Annotated in this window: 24 protein-coding genes and 1 tRNA gene; 13 read left to right on the top strand and 12 right to left on the bottom strand. The window is 63.7% G+C overall.

Going from position 1 to position 21,783, the window contains the following annotated elements; translation table 11 throughout:
• The first annotated feature begins 10 nt into the window (after positions 1–10).
• Both LGH82_RS30075 and greA read left to right on the top strand, forming a co-directional pair.
• Positions 11–526, top strand: coding sequence for a hypothetical protein (locus tag LGH82_RS30075; protein ID WP_227346153.1), 516 nt, complete (start codon positions 11–13; stop codon positions 524–526).
• A gap of 197 nt (positions 527–723) precedes the next feature.
• Positions 724–1,239, top strand: coding sequence for a transcription elongation factor GreA (gene greA / locus LGH82_RS30070; protein ID WP_227346152.1), 516 nt, complete (start codon positions 724–726; stop codon positions 1,237–1,239).
• On the opposite strand, the gene LGH82_RS30065 is transcribed toward greA, so the two are convergent.
• A protein-coding gene (locus tag LGH82_RS30065) for an IS630 family transposase (RefSeq protein ID WP_227343924.1) occupies positions 1,184–2,132 on the bottom strand; the annotation gives its coding sequence in 2 pieces (ribosomal slippage) (positions 1,184–1,790 and positions 1,789–2,132; 951 coding nt in all). The genes greA and LGH82_RS30065 overlap by 56 nt on opposite strands.
• Before the next feature lie 415 nt (positions 2,133–2,547).
• Between LGH82_RS30065 and LGH82_RS30060 the strand changes: the two genes are divergently transcribed.
• Positions 2,548–2,988, top strand: a complete 441-nt coding sequence (locus LGH82_RS30060; RefSeq protein ID WP_227346151.1) for a hypothetical protein — start codon at positions 2,548–2,550, stop codon at positions 2,986–2,988.
• A gap of 100 nt (positions 2,989–3,088) precedes the next feature.
• Here LGH82_RS30060 and LGH82_RS30055 read toward each other — a convergent pair whose 3' ends face one another.
• Positions 3,089–3,847: an alpha/beta fold hydrolase gene (locus tag LGH82_RS30055; protein WP_227346150.1), complete on the bottom strand. Its 759-nt coding sequence runs from the start codon at positions 3,845–3,847 to the stop codon at positions 3,089–3,091.
• A gap of 119 nt (positions 3,848–3,966) precedes the next feature.
• Between LGH82_RS30055 and LGH82_RS30050 the strand changes: the two genes are divergently transcribed.
• Positions 3,967–4,359 carry an ArsR/SmtB family transcription factor gene (locus LGH82_RS30050; RefSeq protein WP_227346149.1) on the top strand — a complete coding sequence of 131 codons (393 nt, stop codon included), beginning with the start codon at positions 3,967–3,969 and terminating at the stop codon, positions 4,357–4,359.
• Positions 4,346–4,795 carry an SRPBCC family protein gene (locus tag LGH82_RS30045; RefSeq protein ID WP_227346148.1) on the top strand — a complete coding sequence of 150 codons (450 nt, stop codon included), beginning with the start codon at positions 4,346–4,348 and terminating at the stop codon, positions 4,793–4,795. The genes LGH82_RS30050 and LGH82_RS30045 overlap by 14 nt, the downstream gene beginning before the upstream one ends.
• Positions 4,796–4,917: 122 nt before the next feature.
• On the opposite strand, the gene LGH82_RS30040 is transcribed toward LGH82_RS30045, so the two are convergent.
• Positions 4,918–5,148, bottom strand: coding sequence for a hypothetical protein (locus LGH82_RS30040; protein ID WP_227346147.1), 231 nt, complete (start codon positions 5,146–5,148; stop codon positions 4,918–4,920).
• Between the two features lie 364 nt (positions 5,149–5,512).
• Between LGH82_RS30040 and LGH82_RS30035 the strand changes: the two genes are divergently transcribed.
• Positions 5,513–5,893: a hypothetical protein gene (locus tag LGH82_RS30035; RefSeq protein ID WP_227346146.1), complete on the top strand. Its 381-nt coding sequence runs from the start codon at positions 5,513–5,515 to the stop codon at positions 5,891–5,893.
• 9 nt (positions 5,894–5,902) lie between these two features.
• Here LGH82_RS30035 and LGH82_RS30030 read toward each other — a convergent pair.
• Both LGH82_RS30030 and LGH82_RS30025 read right to left on the bottom strand, forming a co-directional pair.
• A tRNA-Met gene (locus LGH82_RS30030) sits at positions 5,903–5,980 on the bottom strand.
• 35 nt (positions 5,981–6,015) lie between these two features.
• Complete coding sequence (locus LGH82_RS30025) at positions 6,016–6,729, bottom strand: helix-turn-helix transcriptional regulator (RefSeq protein WP_227346145.1); 714 nt, start codon at positions 6,727–6,729, stop codon at positions 6,016–6,018.
• 94 nt (positions 6,730–6,823) lie between these two features.
• On the opposite strand from LGH82_RS30025, the gene LGH82_RS30020 reads away from it, so the two are divergent.
• Complete coding sequence (locus LGH82_RS30020; RefSeq protein ID WP_227346144.1) at positions 6,824–7,243, top strand: VOC family protein; 420 nt, start codon at positions 6,824–6,826, stop codon at positions 7,241–7,243.
• A 58-nt stretch (positions 7,244–7,301) separates the two neighbouring features.
• Here LGH82_RS30020 and LGH82_RS30015 read toward each other — a convergent pair whose 3' ends face one another.
• The 4 genes from LGH82_RS30015 to LGH82_RS30000 all read right to left on the bottom strand — a co-directional run bounded on the left by LGH82_RS30015 (position 7,302) and on the right by LGH82_RS30000 (position 10,962).
• Positions 7,302–8,210 (bottom strand): nucleoside hydrolase, encoded by a 909-nt coding sequence (locus LGH82_RS30015; RefSeq protein ID WP_227346143.1) that lies wholly within the window; start codon positions 8,208–8,210, stop codon positions 7,302–7,304.
• Between the two features lie 77 nt (positions 8,211–8,287).
• Entirely contained in the window at positions 8,288–9,271 is a 984-nt protein-coding gene (locus LGH82_RS30010) for an ABC transporter substrate-binding protein (protein ID WP_227346142.1), read from the bottom strand.
• A 55-nt stretch (positions 9,272–9,326) separates the two neighbouring features.
• Positions 9,327–10,139: an ABC transporter permease gene (locus tag LGH82_RS30005; RefSeq protein ID WP_227346141.1), complete on the bottom strand. Its 813-nt coding sequence runs from the start codon at positions 10,137–10,139 to the stop codon at positions 9,327–9,329.
• A 19-nt stretch (positions 10,140–10,158) separates the two neighbouring features.
• Positions 10,159–10,962, bottom strand: coding sequence for an ABC transporter ATP-binding protein (locus LGH82_RS30000; RefSeq protein WP_227346140.1), 804 nt, complete (start codon positions 10,960–10,962; stop codon positions 10,159–10,161).
• Between the two features lie 298 nt (positions 10,963–11,260).
• On the opposite strand from LGH82_RS30000, the gene LGH82_RS29995 reads away from it, so the two are divergent.
• From LGH82_RS29995 to LGH82_RS29985, 3 genes are all read left to right on the top strand, one after another.
• Positions 11,261–12,256, top strand: a complete 996-nt coding sequence (locus tag LGH82_RS29995; RefSeq protein WP_227346139.1) for a LacI family DNA-binding transcriptional regulator — start codon at positions 11,261–11,263, stop codon at positions 12,254–12,256.
• Between the two features lie 102 nt (positions 12,257–12,358).
• Positions 12,359–13,750 (top strand): DUF1800 domain-containing protein, encoded by a 1,392-nt coding sequence (locus LGH82_RS29990; RefSeq protein WP_227346138.1) that lies wholly within the window; start codon positions 12,359–12,361, stop codon positions 13,748–13,750.
• Between the two features lie 4 nt (positions 13,751–13,754).
• Complete coding sequence (locus tag LGH82_RS29985; protein ID WP_227346137.1) at positions 13,755–14,903, top strand: DUF1501 domain-containing protein; 1,149 nt, start codon at positions 13,755–13,757, stop codon at positions 14,901–14,903.
• Here the strand turns inward: LGH82_RS29985 and LGH82_RS29980 are convergent.
• Positions 14,881–16,332, bottom strand: coding sequence for an amidase (locus LGH82_RS29980; RefSeq protein WP_227346136.1), 1,452 nt, complete (start codon positions 16,330–16,332; stop codon positions 14,881–14,883). The two genes, LGH82_RS29985 and LGH82_RS29980, sit on opposite strands and share 23 nt — an antisense overlap.
• Positions 16,333–16,454: 122 nt before the next feature.
• On the opposite strand from LGH82_RS29980, the gene LGH82_RS29975 reads away from it, so the two are divergent.
• Complete coding sequence (locus LGH82_RS29975; RefSeq protein WP_227346135.1) at positions 16,455–17,237, top strand: helix-turn-helix transcriptional regulator; 783 nt, start codon at positions 16,455–16,457, stop codon at positions 17,235–17,237.
• An 18-nt stretch (positions 17,238–17,255) separates the two neighbouring features.
• On the opposite strand, the gene LGH82_RS29970 is transcribed toward LGH82_RS29975, so the two are convergent.
• Both LGH82_RS29970 and LGH82_RS29965 read right to left on the bottom strand, forming a co-directional pair.
• A complete protein-coding gene (locus LGH82_RS29970; RefSeq protein WP_227346134.1) occupies positions 17,256–17,657 on the bottom strand; it encodes a GNAT family N-acetyltransferase in 402 nt (133 codons plus the stop codon).
• Positions 17,658–17,844: 187 nt separating this feature from the next.
• Positions 17,845–19,176 (bottom strand): APC family permease, encoded by a 1,332-nt coding sequence (locus tag LGH82_RS29965; protein ID WP_227346133.1) that lies wholly within the window; start codon positions 19,174–19,176, stop codon positions 17,845–17,847.
• Between the two features lie 363 nt (positions 19,177–19,539).
• Between LGH82_RS29965 and LGH82_RS29960 the strand changes: the two genes are divergently transcribed.
• Together LGH82_RS29960 and LGH82_RS29955 are read left to right on the top strand one after the other, a co-directional pair.
• Positions 19,540–20,421, top strand: a complete 882-nt coding sequence (locus LGH82_RS29960) for an AraC family transcriptional regulator (protein WP_227346132.1) — start codon at positions 19,540–19,542, stop codon at positions 20,419–20,421.
• A gap of 261 nt (positions 20,422–20,682) precedes the next feature.
• Positions 20,683–21,744: a sugar ABC transporter substrate-binding protein gene (locus LGH82_RS29955; protein ID WP_227346131.1), complete on the top strand. Its 1,062-nt coding sequence runs from the start codon at positions 20,683–20,685 to the stop codon at positions 21,742–21,744.
• The last annotated feature ends 39 nt before the right edge of the window (positions 21,745–21,783 follow it).

Genomic DNA, 21,783 nt, shown 5'->3' with positions numbered 1-21,783 from the left:
CATCCTGGAATTGGGACCCGAGGAGAATCCTATGTTGGATCAATGGAGTAATTTCTTTGTCATGGTGGGCAGCGGCGCGGCAGCGCTTGCAGGCTTGATCTTCGTCGCGATCTCCATCAACCCCGAACACATAGTCCGCAACACGACGCATAAGAACCGGGCCATCAACATGCTGTCGGGCTTCAGCGCGATTTTCATGGCATGCAGCCTTGCGCTTCTGGGAGATCAATATCTTCCCGCACTTGGCTTCGAATGGCTTCTCCTCTGGCTTGTGGCGACGTTCATATTTGTCAGGGGTTATATCGTGGCGATCCGATCGGGCATGAGCTCCATCGGGTTGAACCCGCCGCGGCTTGCGGGCGGCACGATGTGTTACCTTGCCGAGGTCGCGGGCTCGCTCTTCCTCATTCTCGGACGCGGCGTCGGACTTTACATCGCGGCCATTGGAATCATCGTCCTGTTCGCTTTCCTGATCTCGGGTGCATGGCTCCTGATCATCGGCATCTACGAAGACCCGGCCATGTGACGCCTTCCACGCCCGGCTCTTCCGTCGATCGACATGCACAGGCCGCCAAAGCCGTTCGGGTAGGTTTCGGGATGTCGGGGAAAGGCTCGTTTGTGGCAATCCGGTTCCGCTAAACAGGCCGTCAAATTTTTTGCAGCTTTATTGCCGGCTGTGGGTTATCCGATTAGCAACAGTGTTCGACACGGAGTTCCGACCAATTGAGCGTAGCATTCGCCAGCGAGGAAAGCGCCGAGGCGGCATCGGAAACCATCCTGCCGGCTCGCTTTATCTCCGATCGGATCAACCTCGTCACGGAGGCGGGCCTGAAAATGCTGCAGGATGAATTGGCTCGCGCCCAGCAGGCTCTCGCGTCCGCCAACCTGCTGGAAGATGTCAACGAGAGGCGGCGGCAGTCGGCGGTTCCGGTTCGAGATGTCAGCTATTATGCCGAGCGCGTCCGCACGGCTCGGCTCATGCCGGCGCCGACGTCCAATGACGTGATCGCCTTCGGTCACAGCGTTGCCTTCGCGCGGGATGATGGCCGCACCCAGACCTTCCGCATCGTCGGCGAGGATGAGGCCAACCCGTCCCAGGCTTCCATCTCGCATGGTTCACCGGTTGCCATCGCGCTCATTGGCAAAACCGTTGGCGACATTGTCCAGCTAGAGCAGAATCTGATCATTCCGGCTCATATCCTGTTGCGGCGAAGTAGTTGGCGCACTCGGTTGGTGTGAAGCAAGGCAGTGCGGCGCTGATGGTATCCCACAATTCCGCGACGGTTCGTGCGGCGGCTTTGCGTAGAATCGATTTCAGCTTGGAAAAGGCGTTCTCGATCGGGTTGAAGTCGGGGGAATAGGGCGGGAGGAACATCATCCTTGCGCCGGTTGCTTCGATCGCCACACGGGCGGCTGCGCTTTTGTGCGCCGGCAGGTTGTCGAGGATCACGACATCGTCGGGCCGCAGCGTCGGCACGAGAACCTGCTCGACATAGGCGACAAACCATTCGCCAGTCATCGGGCCGTCCAGGACCATTGGCGCGGTCATGCCAGTGAGGCGCAGGGCGCCGGTGAACGTCGTCGTCTTCCAATGGCCATGCGGGATTGGCGATCGGCACCGCATCCCGCGCTTCGTGCGCCCCCGCAGTCGAGCCATCTTTGTCGAGGCTCCGGTCTCGTCGATGAAGACCAGATGCTCGGGATCAAGATCGGGCTGGGCGTCGAACCAGGCGTTTCGTCGCGCCGCCACGTCTGGCCGCTCCTGCTCGCTGGCGTGCGCCGTTTTTTTTGAAGGTCATGGAGTGACGATCGAGAAACCGCCAGATCGTGCTCGTCGCAAACGACGCGCCATGCTCCTGTCGCAGCAACTCGGCGAGTTCGACCAGCGTGATGTCCACCCGCCTCTCGATCGCCGCCAGGATGATGTCGCGATACGCTTCAACGCGGTGGGACCGCCTGTCGCCGCCCTGCGGCTTTGCGCAGGTGGCTCCGGTCTCGCGCCATTCCCGGACCCAACGCACCGAGCTTGCCGCCGCCACGCCAAATCGCGCCGCTGCCGCCCGTCGCGACAGGCCGCCATCAACCGCTGCGACCACCCGAGCCCGCAAATCTTCCGATAAGGATTTCGCCATGCCATGCCGGCCTCCGAATCCAGCAGATATGCTGAATCAGATTTCCAATCCCAACGAAACCCCTATCGATTCTATCCGCTCGGATTTTGCTCTAGGCCAGCGCGAACTCGAGATCCTGTCCATTTCCTAAGTCGACGTGACAGACATGTCTGTGACCTTGCCACGATCAACCGCCCGTCACGTTTGGCACACTGTCAGACAATGCGCGGCGAGTTACCCCCGTCGCCGCGACATCGAGGTTGCCAGTCCTATCGCCAGCACTTCATTCCGCGCCTGGCAACGGCAAACCCAGGGCGAGCAAGGGCCAGATTCAGGCCGCTTGCTTGGAACCAATGACAGGCGAGATTGTTCAGTTGTAACTTGGCACGACGCTGGCGAACCCGGCCGGGTAAGCAGCGATCTTGAGGAGCCCATCATGAAGATTTCGTCCAGTTTTCGTTCAGTCGCTGTTGCCGCCATCGCGACAGCGGGCATTGGCTTTGCCAGCGCCGCGCATGCCGACAGCGGCACGATCCGCTTCGCCGTTTACAAGGCGGCCTTCTTCGTCGGCGGCTCCGGCGGTGACGGCACGCTGACCTTCCATGGTCGAAGCTATCCCATCTCGATCGGCGGCATCTCGGGCGGCATCGCCTTCGGGGTTTCCAAGACCTATTTCCACGGTACCGTGCGCCATATTCGCCGGGCCAGCGATGTGACGGGCGTGTACGGCGCGGCGGGCGGTGGCGGTGCGATCGGCAAAGGAGCCCAGGTAATCGTCATGACCAATGACAAGGGCGCCCAACTCGAACTCACGGGCAAGCAGGTAGGCCTGCAAGTCAACGCCGATCTCAGCGGCCTGGCCATAACGGTGAAGTAGGTCCTGCCCCCGCCAGTCATTCAGGGTTGGCGGAGCCGCCATCACGGCCGCCCGCGGCGCGGGCGACCGTTCAAGGATTATAATGGTCTCGGATGGAAGGTTACCGGGCGGACGCCTTTGCCGCCCGCTCGATCAAACCAGCCACTTCATCAGGCCTGGAAAGGTAGACAGCGTGGCTGGCGGGAACCTCGATGGTTTCACTGCCGGCCCGCTTCGCCATGCTGCGCTCAAGATCGGGATTGATGTTGTGGTCGAGGCTCGCGACCAGCGCCCAGCTCTTCTTCTGGTGCCAGGCGGCTTCCGTCACCGCCGCGCCGCCAGCGGCCTTGGCTAGCATCTGCTGGGAGCGTGCCATGAAGTTCGCCTGGACTGGCGCGACGTCGGCCGCGAAATCGGCGGGGAAAGCGGCCGGCTCAAGGTACAGGAAATCGTCCTTGGTGGCGCGCATGTCCTGGTTGGCGGCGGGCGCTTGCGACAGCAGGCCGACCGCACTCTCGCCCCGGTCGGGGATGAAGGCGGCAATATAGACGAGGCCGACGACATTTGGTGCATTGCCCGCCTCGGTGATGACCACCCCTCCATAGCTGTGGCCGACCAGAATTGTGGGGCCCTGCTGCAGATCCAGCACCCTTTTTGTCGCCGCGACGTCGTCGGCGAGTGATGTCAGCGGCTCCTGCACAACGCTGACCGTGTAGCCGTCCTTGCCAAGAATGTCGGCGACATCCCGCCACCCGGAACCGTCGGCGAAGGCGCCGTGGACAAGGACGACGTTCTTGACCGGCTCGGCCCGCGCCGGGGCGACGGCGGCCGACAGAAGTGCGACCGCCGTGGCCGCGGCGGCAAGAGGTCTATTTGGCATCGCGCTCTCCTTCATCATCAAATTTATTCAACCATATGGTTGAATAAAGCGCTGGCTTGACAGATTGTCAACCGTTGGGTTGAATATTTTCAAATGGAGAATCGAGCTGGCGGACCACCATGGTTGAGATCGAAGCGTCGAAAGAAGCCGCTTCGCCCACAGCGCGCCTCGACGCGGTATTCGCCGCGTTAGCCGATCCGACGCGGCGGGCGATTATCGAACGGCTCTCGCGCGGCGAGGCGCGTGTGACCGAGCTTGCCGAACCCTTCGATATGTCTCTGAATGCGGTGTCGAAACACATCCGCGTGCTGGAAGCGAGTGGCGTGGTCGAGCGGCACAGGAAAGGGCGCGACCACATTCTCTCCATCAACGCCCGTTCTCTGGACGAGATCGATGGCTGGATCGAGCGGACGCGCCGCTATTGGGAGGAGCGCCTGGACGGTATGGAGCGCCTGCTGGACGAGCTTAACAAGGATCACGGGCCAAAGGATCGCAAGCATGGTTCACGGTGACACCACGGCCCCTACCGTGCGGATACGCCGCCGGGTGAGAGCCGGGGCGGAGCAGATTTTCGACCTGTGGACCAAACCGGATTTGATGGTTCGGTGGATGAGCCCCTTCCCGGGCGCGGTCAATTGCAAGGCAAGCTCTGACCCGCGCCCTGGCGGCGCCTTCAGCCTTGTCATGTCATCGGGGGAAGCAAGCCGCGAAGTATCCGGCACCTATGTGCAGGTCGACCGGCCACGCAAGCTCGTGTTCACGTGGATTGGCCCGCTGACGAACAATGTGAATACGTTGGTGACCGTCGAACTCAATCCGCACGGCGATGAAACCGACCTCGTGCTGACCCACGAGCGTCTGCCGACGACGGCAATTGTAGAAGGTCATACGAGGGGCTGGGGAAACATACTGGACCATCTGGCGGACGCGGTTTCAAAGGACTTCTAGCTGGAGCATGATCCCGAAAGCGGGAGCCGGTTTTCTCGGACAAACGGTTCCCGTTTGTCCTGGGATCCTTCTCAAACAGCCAGATAGAGCCCCATCCCGATTCCATCGGGGTGGAACAGGCTCTAGTCCGAAAACCTCACGCTCACGCCGCGCTGCCGAAAATAAGCCTGCATCAACTTGCGGCCCGATCGGTTGCTCTGCGCCAATTTACTCGGATCGAACACCGCCTCTTTCATCCCCTCTCGTGTCAGCGCTGCCTTGAGCGCCGCTATATGTGCGTCGATGTCGGCATTGTCCGCCCGGAGTGAGGCATAGATGTTTTCGGTCGCCTCGGCCACGGTCAGTTCGCTCACGGGTGTCGTCCTTTTGGTTGGTTTGGCGGCGGCTTAGCACAGATTCGCGGCAGGCCGATACCGATGAGACCGTCCGTGCACAGCGCCCGGGTTTTGGTAAGCGACAACAGTCTCCCTTCGAACTTGGAAGGATAGACCGCGCCGACTACGGCAATGGCTCGTTTCGCCGGCATGATCCCTGTACCGGCGGCCATAGGCAGTGGCTATTGCAACCGCCAACGCCGGTGGATGGAACAAGCGCTGATGGCATCGCCGCCGGCGTATGGGCGCTTTGGAACCCTCTTGGCTGACGACGAAGCGCTTTTACTTGTCAGCCAGCGACATAGGTGGTTTCCTGACGTCCGGACGAAAGGAGGCGCACCACATGAGCGATCGACGTCACTCGGGCCTGAAGTCGGCTGCCTTTGCAGGACTTTGTCTGGTGGTTGCAGGCTGCTCCACCAGCTCCAAGCGGGATGACGGCTGGCTGACCACGGATCAGGCGAACGCCGAGAGCAAGCAGATGCAGGCAGACGGCATGATGCCTGTCGCCATCGACTGCTGGTCGGACAAGAGCACCTCGCCCCCCAAATACCTGTTGCGTACCAAATGGGCGCCGAATCCCAGGAATGTCCTCTGGAGGTGGGACGTCGGCGACGCCAACTATATGAAGCAACGCAAGATCGCCGCCGCCCGTGACAAACTGAAGATCGTCCAGTTCAAGTCCGACATCAATTCCTATTGCGCGATCTGGCGAAGCGCGTAGCGCGGAAACTGGCCGCGGGGAGCGGCTTCGAACCGCTGGCCTCCAGCCTGATGAGGCTGGCGAGCGACCGGGTTGCTCTACTCCGACAAACTGTTGTCCGTCGCCTTCCCGGCCGGCTTGCATCAGAACAGGCTGACGCCGCGCTCGGCCTCAAAATGGCGCGTCCATTGTGCCCTGAGATCAGCGGGCCGGCGGCCGTGGCGCTCGTCGAGGAACTCGGCGGCGATGATGCGATCCACCCTGAAGTGCCGGAAGGTCGAGCGCAGCTCGCACCAGGCGGCCAGCAGCCGGACGGTTTCGGCGTAGCCGATGATCACCGGCCAGATCGTTCTTTCGCTCTCCCTGCCCTGGTCGTCACGGTAACGGATATGGATCTTGCGACCGCCGCGGATCCACTGGCGGGTGCGGGCGACATCGATGCCGTCCAGCGCGATCTCCCTGCCGGGAGGCGCGCCGACGAGCGAGCCAATGGTGGGATGGGCAATGAAGGGGCGCAGATGCTCGGGCACCGCCGCCGAGATCTTGGCGATCAGGTCGCGCGCGGCGGCCGCCAGAACCGCGTCGCCCTTGTCGGCCACCCATTGCGCGCCCAGCACCGCTGCTTCCAGCTCGTCGGGCGTCAGCATCAGCGGCGGCATGTCGAAATCCTGGTCGAGGACGTAACCCAGCCCCGCCTCGCCCTGGATCGGCACCCGCTGCGCCATCAGGTCGGCGACGTCGCGGTACACGGAGCGCTTCGACACTTCCAGTTCCTCAGCCAGTTGGCTGGCCGTCACCGGGCGGCTCGAGCGCCGCATGATCTGGATGATCTGGAACAGTCGATCGGCGCGGCGCATCGCATCCTCCTGTTGCCACTATGGTGGCAGCAGGCCGGGTTTACCAGTCGGTCACGGCCCGGTCGCGGGCTTCGACCAACAAGGGAAGACCATCATGAATTTCGTCTCGATCCGCATCATCACCGCCGATGTCCAGCGCCTCGTGCATTTCTACGAACAGATCACCGGCATGGCCGTGACCATGTACACGCCGGATTTCGCCGAGCTGGTGACACCGGCCTGCACGCTGGCGATCGGCAGCACACGCACCTTGCAACTGTTCGGCGGCGACGTGGCACGCCCTGCGGACAACCACACCGCCATCCTCGAATTCCGCGTCGTCGACGTCGATGCGGAATTCACCCGGCTGTCTGGCGCCCTCGCCGATGCCATCGTGCAGGAGCCGACCACCATGCCCTGGGGCAACCGCTCGCTCCTGTTCCGCGACCCCGATGGCAATCTGGTGAATTTCTTCACGCCCGTCACCGCCGAGGCGATCCGAAAATTCGACAAGCAGGGCGCGGGGGCAGCATGATCGCTGTCGGCGGGCATGGCCCGTTGACTGCCGCCGCCGTGGAGGTCGCGCTGGCGAGCTACAGAAGCCGCAGCCGCTGGTCGATGAGCTGGAACAGCCTCTCGTCGTCGACCTCTGTGATGACATGGCAGACCGGAAGGCCCGCGCCGTTCTCGACCGCTCGCGTGCGGCCATAGGCGCCCTTGGGATCGCAGTCGACCTCGATCACCGCGTCGACGCCCTTGAACAGGCTGGGGTCGATCAGGAAGGCGGTCACGCAAGGGTCATGCAGGCTGGCGTCGCCGCTGCCATAGTAGCGCATCATGGCGATTGCGGTCTTCATGATCGGGCTGGCGTTGCGCTCCAACTGCTCGAACCGCTCCTGGGTCAGCGTCGCGTGGCGGGTCACGTCCAATCCGAAAATGGTCATCGGGATGCCCGACGACAGCACGATCTGCGCCGCATGCGGGTCGATCCAGATGTTGAACTCGGCATCGGTCGCGGTGTTGCCCGGATTGAAGACGGCGCCGCCCATGAGGACGATGGCCTTGATCTTGGTCGAAATGGACGGCTCCTTGATCAGCGCCAGCGCGATGTTGGTCAGCGGCCCGATCGGGCAGAGCGTGATCTGGCCGGGCTCGCGCATTACCGTGTCGATGATGAAATCGACGGCGTGCTGGCGCTCGGCCTCGTGGGTGGCATCGGCCACGCCGAGATCGCCAAGCCCGTCGAGGCCGTGCACCGAGGGCTCCCTCGGATGGCCCTGCATGATCGGGCGGCTGCAGCCGGCATAGACTGGAATGTCCTGCCGGCCGGCCATGGCGGTGATGCGCAAGGCGTTGCGCGTGGTCAACGGCAGCGAGACATTGCCGTTGACCGTCGTGATGCCGACGATCTCGATCTCGTCGGGCGAGGCAAACGCCAGGAGAAGCGCGATGGCATCGTCCACGCCGGGGTCGCAATCAACGATAATTCTGCTCTTGGCCATGCCGTCCATTTCCTGTGATGCGGTAAGAAGGGCCACCCCGCTTGGGATGACCCTTGTCGTGAGAGGCGATGTCGCGCCTATTTCAGCAGTTCGTTGGTGTAGTATTTCGAGGCCGGCAGGACTTCCTTGATCTGGTCGGTGTCCTTCAGCGCCTGGGCGATCGGCAGCCAGTGCTTGTCTTCCTGCATCATGTAGCCGTTGTCGCCCTTCATCAGGGCGGCGGTCAGCTTCCAGCCGGAGACGTTGTAGGCAAGGCTGCCCCCTTCCGGGTAAGCCTTGGTGAACATCTCGGCGGCTTCCTCCGGATGGTCGGCGGCCCATTCGGTCGCCTTGATGGTGGCGCGCATCCACTTCTTGGCGACATCGCCGTGAGCCGCCAGGTAGTCGGTGGACGCGGTGTAGGTCCACACCGGTACGTCGGGCGCGCCGGCAGCCTTGCCGACAAGCGCGGTCGGGTCCTTCTTCAAGGTCTCCTGCACCTGCGGCACCAGATAATTCTCGGTGTTGGTGGCGATGTCGATCTTGCCGGCGAGCAGCAGATTGGTGTCGGAATCCTGCGCGATGATCAGCTTGACGTCATCCTCGGTCAGCTTGGCCGCCTTGAGCACGAACGGCATCATCGCCTTGGTCCAGGAGTCGGTGTAGATGGCGATCGACTTGCCCTTCAGATTGTCGAGCGACAGCGGCTCGCCGGGGCGGCCGAACAGGCCCCAATTGTTGCTCTTGGTGTAGAGGCCGATCGAGGTGATCGGGATGCCCTGCGAGGCGCCGAACACCACGTCCGTGGTGGCCTCGAAGCCGATCTCGGCCTGGCCGACGGCGAGCAGCCGCGCGGTCGTCTGCGAGTCCGGCGGGAAGATCACATCGACCTTGAGGCCCTCGGCTTCATAAAAGCCCTTCTGCTGGCCGACGAGCGTCGGGATCAGCTCGAAGTCGGCGCTCGGCCAGTCATAGACGAAGCGGACGGTCGTGAGGTCGGCGGCGGCAGCCGGGGCGGCGCCAAAGGCGGCACCCAGGGCAAGCAGGCCCACGGTTGCCGAGATCATCTTTGTATAGGTCATGTCAACTAACTCCTCCTGTTATCGTTGGTTGGTATTTCCAGATTGGTGGCCCGGCTCACGCGGGCCGTGCGGGCTTCCACTGCAGCCACGCGGGCGCGGTGGAGCGCGAGCGCCAAGGCGTCATCAGCACCTCGAGCCCGAACACCAGCAGGAACGAGCCGACGCCGATCACCGTCAGCAGCAGCATGGCGGCGTAGACGCCGGCCGTGTTCATCTGGGCGTTGGCGGTGAGCAGATAAGTGCCAAGGCCCTGCTTGGACGAGGCGGTCCATTCGCCGATGACGGCGCCCGTCACCGCGTAGGTGGCGCCGATCTTCAGGCCGGAAAACAGCGGGCCGATGCACGCCGGAAGCTTGACGATGGCGAAGGTGCGCAAGCCGCCGCCGCCCATCAGGCGCGCCAGGTTCAGCATGTCACGGTCGACCGAAGCCAGCCCGTTCAGCACGTTGACGACGACCGGGAAGAACACGATCCAGGCGACGATGATCAGCTTGGGGGTCAGGCCGAAGCCGAAGACGATGACCAGGGGTGCCGCGATGGCGACGATCGGCACGGCCTGCGAGATGATCAGGGCGGGCATGACGAGGCGCTGCACGACGCGGATCTGCCCCATCGCCAAGGCGAGCAAGAAGCCGATGAGCGCGCCGAGCAGGTAACCGATCGCGGTTTCATAGAGCGTCTGGCCGGTCAGGACGGAGAGCCGTGGCCAGTTGTCGAACAGCGTCGAGAAAGCAAGTGCGGGCGGCGGAATGACATAGGGCGGCAGCCCGGTGACCCATACCAGCACTTGCCAGGAGGCCAGGATCAGCACCATGGCCACGACCCAGACCATGAACGGCCCCGCCGCCGCTCCAAACCGTGTGTTCATTTCGCTGGCCTTCCCTGGATCAGTGGTAGAGGTGCTGCATGATCTGCCGCTTCAGGCCGACAAAAATGTCGGTCGTCAGCACTTCCAGCGGCCGTGGCCTGGGCAGGTCCACGGTGAGGATCTCAGCGATGCGGCCGGGACGCGGCGTCATCACGACGATGCGGTCGGCGAGATAGATAGCCTCGTCCACATCATGGGTGACGAACAGGATGGTGCGGTTGAGATCGCGCCACAGCTGCAGCAGCCATTGCTGCATGCCAAGCCGCGTCTGCGCGTCGAGCGCGCCGAACGGCTCGTCCAGCAGCATCACCTGCCGTCCCGCGGCGATCGTGCGCATCATGGCGACGCGCTGGCGCATGCCGCCGGACAGAGCGTGCGGATAGTGGTTGAGAAAATCGCCCAGGCCGTAACGCGTTGCCAGTTCGGCTGCCTGTTCCTGGTCCCTGGCCGTGGCGCCGCGCGTCAATGACGCGGCGAGCGTGATGTTGCCCAGCACCGTGCGCCAGGGCAGCATCAGGTCCTTCTGCAGCATGTAGCCGACCTGGCCGGGACGGCTGCTGACGTCCTGGCCGTCGAGCACGATCTTGCCGGAGGTCGCCTGCAGCAGTCCCGACACGACATTGAACAGCGTGCTCTTGCCGCAGCCGGAGGCGCCGAGGATGCAGACGAATTCGCCGTCGGCGATGTCAAGGCTGACATCGCTCAAGGCGGTCACCGACCCGAAATTGACATTGAGTTTCTCGATCGACAGCTTGGTTACGGGTGATGGTCGCAATCCGTTAGCCTCCTCGCCGACAGCGCCCGGCTCAAGCGTTTGTCGCATTCAGAAATCCCTTCGATGCAGGCAAGCGCCGTCTCGAAAAGCCATAAAACCCTCAAGGCACACCCGACCCTCCCCGGATGTGCCTGGCAACCAACGGAAGCCTTCCGACGTGTAGAACGAAGAAGAACTTGCGTAGGTAAACGTTTACCTAGATGCTAATGTGGCGGTTGTCAATCGAGCGGCGAAGGCTGTCGATCGCACGACCTGTTTGTCGGAATCGGTATCCGTGCTAATCGCGGGCCGGCGTTGCGATGGCGGCTGGAGACAGGGCTGTCGCTGGTCGAAGTGGCGAGGGAATGTGGCAACGACGATCAAGGATATTGCCCGGCGGGCCGGTGTATCGACCGCGACGGTTTCAAAGGTCCTCAACCGGAAAGACCAGTTCATCAGCGAGGAGACCCGGGAAAAGATCCGGGCCCTGGTCAAGGAACTCAACTACACGCCCAACTCGATCGCCCGCTCGCTGATCACCCGCAGTTCGCGCGTCATCGGCATCATCGTGCCTGATATCCTCAACGCCTATTTCACCGAACTGGTCCGCGCCTGCGACGAGGCCGCGCGCGAGCGCGGCTATTCGACAATCCTGTGCAATTCCGACAGCGATCCCGAAAAAGAGACGTCGCACCTGACCTTCCTCGCCAGCCACGGCGTCGATGGCATCGTACTCGCCGCCAGCGACCTGATCCCGGATGCGCAACTTCTGGAAAGACTTCATATCCCCCTGGTGTCGATGGACCGGGAAGTTCCCGACCTCGATTGCCTCGCCGCGCGCATCGACACGGATTACGAGACGGGCGCGTTCCTGTCAGCGAGCCATCTGATCGCCAACGGACACAGCCGCATCGCCTTTGTCAGCGGCAATCCGCTGGCCTCCAACACCAAGATCAGGCGGGCCGGATTCGAGCGGGCGCATCGCGCGGCCGGGCTGCCGGTCGATCCCGACCTGATCGAGTGCGGTGCCTTCAATCATCGGTTTGGACTGATGGCGACACGCACGCTGCTCGACCGCACCAGCTTCTCCGCCATGTGCTGCATGAGCGACATGCTGGCGATGGGCGCGACGGTAGCGCTGCGCGAACGGGGCTTGAGCGTTCCCGAGGATTGCGCGGTGATGGGCTTCGACAACATCTACATCGCACCGCTGCTCGTACGCCCCCTGTCGACGATCGAACGGCGTATTTCCGAGGCCGGCTACCTGGCGATCGGAGCGCTCATCGATTTTCTGGACGACCCCACGCATCCGCGCCGCATGGTGCTGATGGAACCAACCGTGATCCTGCGGGAGACGGCGTAGCCAATCAGGCCGCGATCCCAACTAAATTCGGCCCGCAGCGACGGATCGGCCGCCATCAGCCGTTCAACCTTGCAACAAGCCAACCTTGCAGGGACTGCACATATGGCCACTCCCCCTAATGCCGACCAGGCCATCGCGCTCAATCGCTTCGGGCTGGGTGCGCGGGCCGATGACACAGCACCGGCCGATCCCCGGCAGTGGCTGCTCAGCCAGATGGACCACTATGAGATGGCGCCGGCCGCCTTCGCCTCGGCCGACACCTCCGCCAAGATCGCATCGCAATATCGGGAAGATCGCGCCGACCTGAAGGCTGACGCAAAGGACGACGATGCCGACGCCAAGGCGGCGGCGATGAAGGCGCTGCGCCAGAAGGGCCAGGAGCTCTACCGCGCCGAAGTCGCCATGCGCGTCGCCTCGGCACTGACCACCCCCACCCCGTTCCTGGAGCGGCTCGTCTATTTCTGGTCGAACCATTTCGCCGTATCCGCCGACAAGCCGCAGGTGACGATCCTGGCCGGCGCCTTCGAGCGCGAGGCGATCCGGCCGCATGTGCTGGGCCGCTTCGAGGACATGCTGATGGCTGTCGAACGCCATCCGGCGATGCTGTTCTTCCTCGACCAGGTGCGTTCGGCCGGGCCGAACAGCAAGCTGGCCGATCGCGTCGAGCGCAATGGCAACAAGCGCAAGATCGGCATCAACGAGAACCTCGCCCGCGAGATCATGGAACTGCACACGCTGGGCGTTCGCACCGGCTACACGCAAGGCGACGTGACCCAGTTCGCACTGGCGCTGAGCGGCTGGAGCATCGGCGGGCTCAACGTCAAGACGGAAGGCGACGAGACCGCCGGCTTCAAGTTCCGCCCGCCCCTGCACGAGCCCGGCCCGAAAACCATCATCGGCAAGACCTATCAGCAACAGGGCGAAGGCCAGGCGCGCGCGGTGCTGCACGATCTCGCCTCGTCCAACGCCACCGCGCTGCATCTGGCGACCAAGCTTGCCCGCCACTTCATTGCGGACGATCCGCCCGATGAAGCGGTTGCCGCCTTGCAGGCCGCCTTCGTCTCCTCGCGCGGCGACCTGCCGACGGTCTATCACACGCTGATTGATCTCAAGGCGGCATGGACGCCGCAGCAAGTGAAGTTCAAGACTCCGTGGGAATGGACGGTTTCGGCCTTGCGCGGGCTTGGCATCACGACTGTCGCCGACATGCCTGTGGCGCCGATGCTGAACCAGTTAGGACAGCCGGTGTGGCGGCCGCGCTCGCCCGCCGGCTATGACGACATCGCCGCCAGCTGGGCGGCGCCCGACGCGCTGGTGCGCCGGGTCGAGGTTGCGCAGCGGCTGACCAGGAAGCTCGATCTCGATCCGCGCCAACTCGCGCCCCGCATCCTGCCCGATATCAGCAACATGACGTCTACCGAAGTCGGCCGGGCGGAGTCCCTGCGCACCGGCCTCGCGCTCCTGATCGTCTCTCCCGACTTCCAACGGAGGTAAGACCATGATCCACCGCCGCCAGTTCCTCCGCTTCGCCGCCGCCGGCGCCGGATCGCTTTTGCTTGCCCCGCACATCGTCTTCGCCAATGTCGCGACAGAGCGGCGGTTCGTCTTCATCATCCAGCGCGGCGCCGCCGACGGGCTGAACACGGTCGTGCCCTACGCCGATCCGGCCTATGCCGGATTGCGCGGCGACCTCGCCATCGATCCAGCCACGGCGCTGAAGCTCGACGGCACTTTCGCGCTGCATTCCTCGCTGGCCGAGCTTGCCAAGATGTATTCGGCCAAGCAGGCGCTGTTCGTTCAGGCCGTCGCCTCACCCTACCGCGACCGTTCGCATTTCGACGGCCAGAACGTGCTGGAAACCGGCGGCGTCAATCCCTACCAGCTCAAGGATGGCTGGCTGAACCGGCTGGTGTCGCTGATGCCCAAATCCAGGGGCGACGCCATCGCCTTCGCCCCGACCATCCCGCTAGCCTTGCGCGGCAGCGCCGAGGTCACCTCCTACGCGCCCTCCAACCTCAAGGACGCCGACGACGATCTCCTGACGCGCGTCAGCACGCTCTATGATGCCGACCCGCAATTGCACGCGCTGTGGAGCGAGGCGATGCAAGCGCGCGGCCTTGCCGACCAGCAGAAGGCCGGCCAGAGCCCGCAGGATGTCGGCCGCACGGCGGCGACCTTCCTTGGCCGCGCCGACGGTCCGCGCATCGCCATGATCGAAACCAATGGCTGGGACACGCACAGCGCCCAGGCTGGACGGCTGGGCAACCAGCTGCGCGGCCTCGATGCGCTGATCGGCGCGCTGCGCGACGGCCTTGGCGACAACTGGAACCAGACCACGGTGTTCGTGGCCACCGAATTCGGCCGCACCGCCGCCGCCAATGGCACGCAAGGCACCGACCATGGCACGGCGTCGGCCGCCATGGTGGTGGGCGGGGCCGTCAAGGGCGGCCGCATCCTGTCCGACTGGCCGGGGCTTTCGGCGAAGGCGCTCTATGAAGGCCGCGACCTCGCCCCCACCCTGGACCTCGACGCGCTGATCGCCACCGTCGCCGCCGAGAGCCTGCATCTCGACCCGGAATTGACCATGCGCACCCTGTTTCCGGACCGCCCCTTCAACAAGGCGCTCAGCGGGTTGATATCAGCCTGATCGCTGCTTCGTCGCGAGCAGCCGACGACGGCGTGCTGAGGCCGGCGACGGCCAGCCGCGCCTCGACGGCCGCGGCCATCGACAGCACCTGTTCGTCGGCAAAACGCCGGCCGACGATCTGCAGGCCGACCGGCAGACCGTCCGCCGCGAAGCCGGCGGGCAGCGACAGCGCCGGCAGTTGCGGCAGCATGTTGAAGGGACAGGTGAGGTCCAGCCCCTTGAAACGGCCATTGGGCAACGTCGCCACATAGTCGTCGTCGGTCTCGGTCACCGGCGGCGCTGATATGGCGCAGGTCGGGCACAGCAGCGCATCATAGCGCTCGTAGAGTTTTGCCATGTCGCGCCACATCGACGTGCGCAGCAATTCGACCCGTTTGTAGGCGGTCGCGTTCATCGCCAGCCCGCGTTCGATCATCGAGACCACCGATGGGTCCATATGGTGGCGATGGGCGGCGATCTCCCCGCCGAAGAAGGCCGACATGAAGACGCACCAGAGATCGAACCACTCGTCGTTGACGGCGCGCGTCCAGCCCATCGGCACCTCGTCGACAACAGCCCCTGCCCGCCGCATCTCGGCCACGGCGTGCCGGATAACGGCTTCGACCCGAGGCTGGATCTGGTAGTAGCCGAGGTCCAGCGACAGCGCGAAACGCTTGCCTTCCAACTCACCCGCCCGCGCCGCTGAGCCGTCAAACCCGATCGGCAGCGAGCCGATGTCCTCGTCGCTGCCGCCCGCCGTCGCTTCCATGAAGGCGATGGCGTCGCCGACGCTGCGCGCCAGCGGTCCGAAATGCGAAATGTTGTCGAACACGCTGGGCAGGATGGTCATCGGGATGCGGCCGAGGCTGGGTTTCAGCCCGACGACGCCGCAGAAGGCGGCGGGAATGCGCACCGAACCGCCCATGTCCGTCCCCTCAGCGAACGGCACCACGCCCGTCGCCACCGCCACGCCGGCGCCTCCGGAGGAGCCGCCGCTGGTGCGCTCCGGGTTCCATGGGTTGCGGGTCACGCCCCAGCGCGGGCTGTTGGTGAAGGAGGAGAACGCGAATTCCGGCGTCGTCGTCTTGCCGATCAGGATGGCGCCGGCCGCTTCCAGGCGGCGGATGCATAGCGCCGTCTCCGTCGGCACCCAGTCTCCCCTTGTCCATGACCCCAGCGTCGTCACATCGCCGGCGGTCGGCGTCAAGTCCTTGGCCGCGAACGGCACGCCGTGCAGCGGCCCGGTGACCTCGCCGCGCGCCACGGCCCGGTCGGCCCGGCGGGCTGCTTCCATCGCCTGCTCCTCGCGGATGACGGCAAAGGCGTTGAGCCTCTCGTCGACCGCCCTGGCGCGGCGGATGGACTCTTCAACCACCGTCTGCGCGCTGAAGGCGCCGGATCGGACACCATCGGCGATCGCGTTGGCGTTGAGGTCCAGCGGATGGGTCATGGCTCGGGTCTCCAGAGGTGGTTTGATGCCGGGTTTTCAGAAGGAAACGGAAAGCGTGCTTGCCCGGGGATGCCGGACCTGCACAATCTCGCCAAAGCCGGAAGAGAGGGCCTGCCGTTTCCATGAAGTCCGCAGAGAGACAGCCTGGCCCGCATCCGTCCTTCGATGCCTGGAATGCCGGCCTTGGCGCCGCGGCTTCCGCCATCGGCGCGCGCGGCTTTCCCGATGCGCTGGCAGCCGCGCTTCGCCTGCTGACGCCCTTCCAGATGATGAACGGCTTCGTCTATTCGCCTGATGGACGCGCCTTCGACCTCTACAATGAGAAGATCGTCGCCGAGCGCTCGATCATCGTCGACCGCTATCTTGCCGGCGCCTATGTGCTGGACCCCTTCTACGACGCGGTCCGCGGTGACGGAGCCGAGCGCATGATCGTCATGCGGGAGCTGGCGCCCGACGATTTCCTGCAGACCGAATATTATCGGCGGCATTACGCCACGACCGAAATCGGCGACGAGATCGGTTTCGTGCTGAAGCTGGAGAACGGCTTTGCCGGCGTCCTGTCGCTGTCGCGAACCGGTGCGGCGCCGCTGTTTGCCGGGGATGAGCTGGAGCGGCTGAGATCCGCCGCACCCATTGTCTGCGCGCTGGCGGCGCGGCACTGGTTTCATGTCCCCGGCCTCTCGCTCGACATCAAGAACGCGGCCCCGGCAGTGAGGATCGAGCACCCGCTGCTGACCCGCCGCGAGCTTGAAATCGTCACGCTGGTCCTCAAGGGACATTCCAACCTCTCGCTCGCCGCCGTCCTGTCGCTGTCGCCCAACACGGTCAAAGTCCATCGCCGGCAGATCTATTCGAAGCTCGCAATATCCAGCCAGGCCGAACTGTTCCGGCTGTTTTTAGCCTAGTGGGATGCGGACAGCGCGTTATCGTTCTCGGAACAGAAGATTCGCCGTTCCTTTTGAGAAGCCTAGCTTTCCGTAGAATGGAACAAGAGTGTCGGGGCAATAGAGTTCAAAGCTACGCACGCGCGCCAAGCTCTCGTGGTCAACGATCCGCGTGACGATATCCCGTCCAAGATTCCTACCTCGAAAATCGGCGTGCACGATGACATCGAAGATCAGTGCTTTGAATGTGTAGTCCGTCAGCACTCGTGCAAATGCAATCAGCCGGTCATCCGAGCAAAGGCCGATTGCCAAATCGGAATGCTCGACCATTTTGACCACATCCTCAAAGCCCCGTCCTGCAGTCCACCACTCTTTGCTGTAGAGGTCGTATAGCTGAAGCCATCGCTCACCTTCGAAGGTTTCAATCCATCGATCAGGCATGTCAGCTCCCACTCCATGCGCTTCCTATCGAGCAACAAGGTATGACTTGATCCGGAAGGTCCGCAATGGGCACACTCGGTCGTTCATGGTGATTGTATCGGACCCCGAACGGGACCCGGTTTTCCGATTCCCGAACAACGAGATAGAGCGGCGGCCTGACTCACCGTGAGAGGCCGCCGCCCTCGCCTTACTCGGCGAAATCCATCTCCGGCGGCGCAACCTTGAAGAAGCTGGTCAGGTAGCCGAGATAGACAATGCCGACCGCCAGCCAGACGAGGCCGAGCACCTTGGCGTTCCCATCGAGGTTCCACAGCAGGAAGAGGTCGCAGACCGCCGCCAGCGCTGGGATGATCAGCCCGATCAGCACGCCGAGCGGACGCACCTGCTGGTCGCGTTTCAGATAGAGCGCGATCACCGAGACATTGACGGCGGTGAAGGCGAGGAAGGCGCCGAAGTTGATGAACGAGGTCGAGGTGGTGACGTCCATCGTCAGCGCCGCAAGCCCGACCACGCCGACAAGGATCAGGTTGAGGATCGGCGTGTGCCATTTCGGGTGCAGATTGCCGAAGAACGAGACCGGCAGCACCGTGTCGCGCCCCATGGCGTAGAGCAGCCGGCCGACACTGGCTTGTGCTGCAAGACCCGAGGTGAACTGCGCCACGACCAGCGTCGCCAGGAAGATGGTGACGAACAGGTCGCCGCCGATCGCCTTGGCGATTTCGGTGGCGGCGGCGTCGACCGAAACGAAATCCATGCCGGGATGGGCAAGCTGCGTGACATAGGCCGAGGCGATGAAGATCACACCGCCGGCCAGCGCGATGATCATGATCGCCTTCGGCATGGTGCGCTTGGCGTCCCTGGTCTCCTCGGTCAGCGTCGACACGGCGTCAAAGCCAAGGAAGGAATAGGCGGCGATGGCCGCACCCGCCACAGAGGCCGAGAACGGCACGCCGCTCTTGAAGAAGGGGGTGACCGAGACGAGGCCGCCGGGGCCGTTCAGCGCCACCACATAGCGGGCGGCCAGGAACAGGAAGGCGGCTAGCACGCCGAGTTGCACCAGCATGAGGATGAAGTTGACGCGGTTGGCGAAGGCGATGCCGACGACATTGACCACGGTCGTCACCGCGATGAAGCTGACGATCCACACCCAGGTCGGAACAGCGGGGAAGGCCGAGGCGAGATATGCGGCACCAATCAGCCAGATCACCATCGGCAAGAAGAAATAGTCGAGCAGCACCGCCCAGCCGACGAGGAAGCCGATGCTGGGGCTGATCGACCGGCGCGCATAGGTGTAGGCCGAGCCGGCGACCGGATAGACGCGCGCCATGACGCCGTAGCTGATTGCGGTGAGCAGGATGGCGGCAGCAGCTATGAGATAAGCCATGGCGGTCGTTCCCTGGCTTGCCGCCGCCAGCGCGCCAAAGGTGCCGAAGACGATCATCGGCGTCATGTAGGCCAGGCCGAAGAGCACGACGGACCAAAGTCCGAGCGTGCGGTCGAGTTTGACAGTGTCTTGCATTGTTCCGCCTCCGGAAAGATGTGCTCGATGCTTTTTCCGGAAACTGGCTGTGACGCTGGCCTCCGGTGGCATTTCTTGAAGTTGATGCAAAACATGACTTAGCCGGCGCGGCGCGACCATAACCCCAAGGTACTATGCGAAATCGCCCCTGCCCGGTCGGTCGGCGGGCCCGCCACCCACCTGCAAAGGGAGATGGCGAGTATCAAAATGTCAAAAAAGTATCGGTCAGGTGGACAGACCGTGGTGGCGGCTGCTTCAATTGCCGCCTAAGCTTTAACCACTGCGGAGAGCGGCAAACGCGTCCCGCGGGAATGAGGTTCGGCAACTGGTCACAAGACCGGGCCCGCGCCGGGAGGAACGAAGATGAATCCGGACCTGGAAGTCGTCGCCATCAGACGTGGAGAGTCGTTCAAGGCTTGGGCCCACGGCTATCCGTTCCGCACCGTGCGCTGGCACTTCCACCCCGAATATGAACTGCACCTAGTCGTCGCCACCACCGGCCACTATTTTGTCGGCGACTTCATCGGCGAGTTCGAGCCGGGCAATCTGGTGCTCACCGGCCCCAACCTGCCGCACAATTGGGTGAGCGACGTGCCGGCCGGCGAGACCGTGCCGCTGCGCGGCCGCGTCGTCCAGTTTTCCGAAGAATTCATCGCGGACTCGACCGCCGCCCTGCCCGAACTTGCCGCCTGCGCTGGCATTCTTGAAACCAGCCGTCGCGGCGCTCTGTTCTCGTCGGCCACGGCCGAGCTCGCGGCGCCCCTGCTCGCCGAACTGGTCGAGGCGCAAGGCGTGCGCCGTCTCTCGCTGTTCATGGGCGTGCTCGACATCCTGAGCCGCGCCACCGATGTCCGCACGCTGACCAGTTCCAGCTATCTTCCCGATCCCTCCGGCTTCATGTCGGCCGGCATCAACCAGGCGCTCGCCTACATCAATGCCCATCTGACCGAGCCGTTCAGCGAAAGCGACCTCGCCGAAATCGCTGGGCGCACGCCCAGCGCCTTCTCGCGCAGCTTCCGCCGCCATACCGGCATGGCTCTGGTGCAATATGTCAACCGGCTGCGCATCAACCTCGCCTGCCAGCTTCTCATGAGCGAGGCGCAGACGTCGATCACCGAGATCTGCTTCGCCGCCGGCTACAACAACATCTCGAATTTCAACCGCCAGTTCCTGTCGCAGAAGGGCATGTCGCCATCGCGCTTCAGGACCTTGCTGGAAAACATAAACGCGGACATCGCCGCCTAAAAGGGAGGAACGGGAGGAGCCCAATCACAGTCTGGAAGGCATGACGCGGGTGCGTTGGAGGCGCCCCGTGCTGGAGATCGCTTGTCCTGAAATCCAGCAATATCAGGAGGATGCGGGCACGCGCTGAAGGATGATCGAGGACAATCATCCTGATGTCGCTGATCAAATTCCTCGCAGCAGTTCCACTTGCAGTCAAGGCCTGCAGCGCCATGCCGCGCTCAGGTTTTCGAGAAACTTTTTTCTTCAACCGGAGATATTCGAATGACCACATTTGCCTGGAAATCGACCAGTGCGGCAGCGCTCGCACTTTCTCTCCTTGCCGGCACCGCTTTCGCCGCCCCCGTTACCGATGCCACGGTCGCCTTCCTGATGCCCGACCAGGCCTCGACCCGCTACGAGCAGCACGACTACCCGGGCTTTGCCGCCGAGATGAAAAAACTCTGCCCTGGCTGCAAGGTGCTCTACCAGAACGCCGATGCCGATATCTCGCGCCAGCAGCAGCAGTTCAACTCGGTCATCTCGCAAGGCGCCAAGGCGATCGTGCTCGACCCCGTCGACTCGACGGCCGCCGCCTCGCTGGTCAAGCTGGCGCAAAGCCAGGGCATCAAGGTCATCGCGTATGACCGGCCGATCCCGACCGCGCCCGCCGATTTCTACGTCTCCTTCAACAACGAGGGCATCGGCAAGGCCATCGCGGATTCGCTGATCGCGCATCTGAAGGCCAACAAGGTCGACCCCGCCAGCGGCGGCCTGCTGCAGATCAACGGTTCGCCGACCGACGCGGCCGCCGGCCTGATCAAGAAGGGCATCCATGAAGGCCTGGACAACAGCGGCTATCCGATCCTGGCCGAATACGACACGCCGGAATGGGCGCCGCCGAAGGCGCAGCAATGGGCGAGCGGCCAGATCACCCGCTTCTCGACCAAGATCCTCGGCGTCGTCGCCGCCAATGACGGCACTGGCGGCGGCGCCATCGCCGCCTTCAAGGCGGCCGGTGTCGATCCTGTGCCGCCGGTCACCGGCAATGACGCCACGATCGCGGCCCTACAGCTGATCATCGCCGGCGACCAGTACAACACCATCTCCAAGCCGAGCGAGATCGTCGCCGCCGCCGCCGCCAACGTCGTCATCAAGCTCCTGTCGGGCGAGACGCCTAAGGCCGAGATGACCTTGTACGACACCCCCTCGCAGCTATTCACGCCGGCTGTTGTGACGCAGGAAAACCTCAAGGCCGAGATCATCGACAAGAAGATCAACACGGCCGCCGAGCTCTGCGTCGACCGCTATGTCGAGGGCTGCAAGAAGCTCGGCATCATCAACTAAGGGAGTTCTCCCCGTGTCTGGCCGCTTTCGCGGCCGGAC

Origin of the sequence: Mesorhizobium sp. PAMC28654 (assembly GCF_020616515.1) — a bacterium.
Classification (GTDB): domain Bacteria; phylum Pseudomonadota; class Alphaproteobacteria; order Rhizobiales; family Rhizobiaceae; genus Mesorhizobium.
Note: the sequence above shows the minus strand (reverse complement) of the source record. Positions and strands in the feature narration are given on the sequence as shown.

Coding starts and splice junctions, on each gene's coding strand:
- LGH82_RS30060 (WP_227346151.1), top strand. CDS start 2,548: ATGAAGATTTCGTCCAGTTTTCGTTCAGTCGCTGTTGCCGCCATCGCG.
- LGH82_RS30055 (WP_227346150.1), bottom strand. CDS start 3,847: ATGCCAAATAGACCTCTTGCCGCCGCGGCCACGGCGGTCGCACTTCTG.
- LGH82_RS30050 (WP_227346149.1), top strand. CDS start 3,967: ATGGTTGAGATCGAAGCGTCGAAAGAAGCCGCTTCGCCCACAGCGCGC.
- LGH82_RS30045 (WP_227346148.1), top strand. CDS start 4,346: ATGGTTCACGGTGACACCACGGCCCCTACCGTGCGGATACGCCGCCGG.
- LGH82_RS30035 (WP_227346146.1), top strand. CDS start 5,513: ATGAGCGATCGACGTCACTCGGGCCTGAAGTCGGCTGCCTTTGCAGGA.
- LGH82_RS30025 (WP_227346145.1), bottom strand. CDS start 6,729: ATGCGCCGCGCCGATCGACTGTTCCAGATCATCCAGATCATGCGGCGC.
- LGH82_RS30020 (WP_227346144.1), top strand. CDS start 6,824: ATGAATTTCGTCTCGATCCGCATCATCACCGCCGATGTCCAGCGCCTC.
- LGH82_RS30015 (WP_227346143.1), bottom strand. CDS start 8,210: ATGGCCAAGAGCAGAATTATCGTTGATTGCGACCCCGGCGTGGACGAT.
- LGH82_RS30010 (WP_227346142.1), bottom strand. CDS start 9,271: ATGACCTATACAAAGATGATCTCGGCAACCGTGGGCCTGCTTGCCCTG.
- LGH82_RS30005 (WP_227346141.1), bottom strand. CDS start 10,139: ATGAACACACGGTTTGGAGCGGCGGCGGGGCCGTTCATGGTCTGGGTC.
- LGH82_RS30000 (WP_227346140.1), bottom strand. CDS start 10,962: ATGCGACAAACGCTTGAGCCGGGCGCTGTCGGCGAGGAGGCTAACGGA.
- LGH82_RS29990 (WP_227346138.1), top strand. CDS start 12,359: ATGGCCACTCCCCCTAATGCCGACCAGGCCATCGCGCTCAATCGCTTC.
- LGH82_RS29985 (WP_227346137.1), top strand. CDS start 13,755: ATGATCCACCGCCGCCAGTTCCTCCGCTTCGCCGCCGCCGGCGCCGGA.
- LGH82_RS29980 (WP_227346136.1), bottom strand. CDS start 16,332: ATGACCCATCCGCTGGACCTCAACGCCAACGCGATCGCCGATGGTGTC.
- LGH82_RS29975 (WP_227346135.1), top strand. CDS start 16,455: ATGAAGTCCGCAGAGAGACAGCCTGGCCCGCATCCGTCCTTCGATGCC.
- LGH82_RS29970 (WP_227346134.1), bottom strand. CDS start 17,657: ATGCCTGATCGATGGATTGAAACCTTCGAAGGTGAGCGATGGCTTCAG.
- LGH82_RS29965 (WP_227346133.1), bottom strand. CDS start 19,176: ATGCAAGACACTGTCAAACTCGACCGCACGCTCGGACTTTGGTCCGTC.
- LGH82_RS29960 (WP_227346132.1), top strand. CDS start 19,540: ATGAATCCGGACCTGGAAGTCGTCGCCATCAGACGTGGAGAGTCGTTC.
- LGH82_RS29955 (WP_227346131.1), top strand. CDS start 20,683: ATGACCACATTTGCCTGGAAATCGACCAGTGCGGCAGCGCTCGCACTT.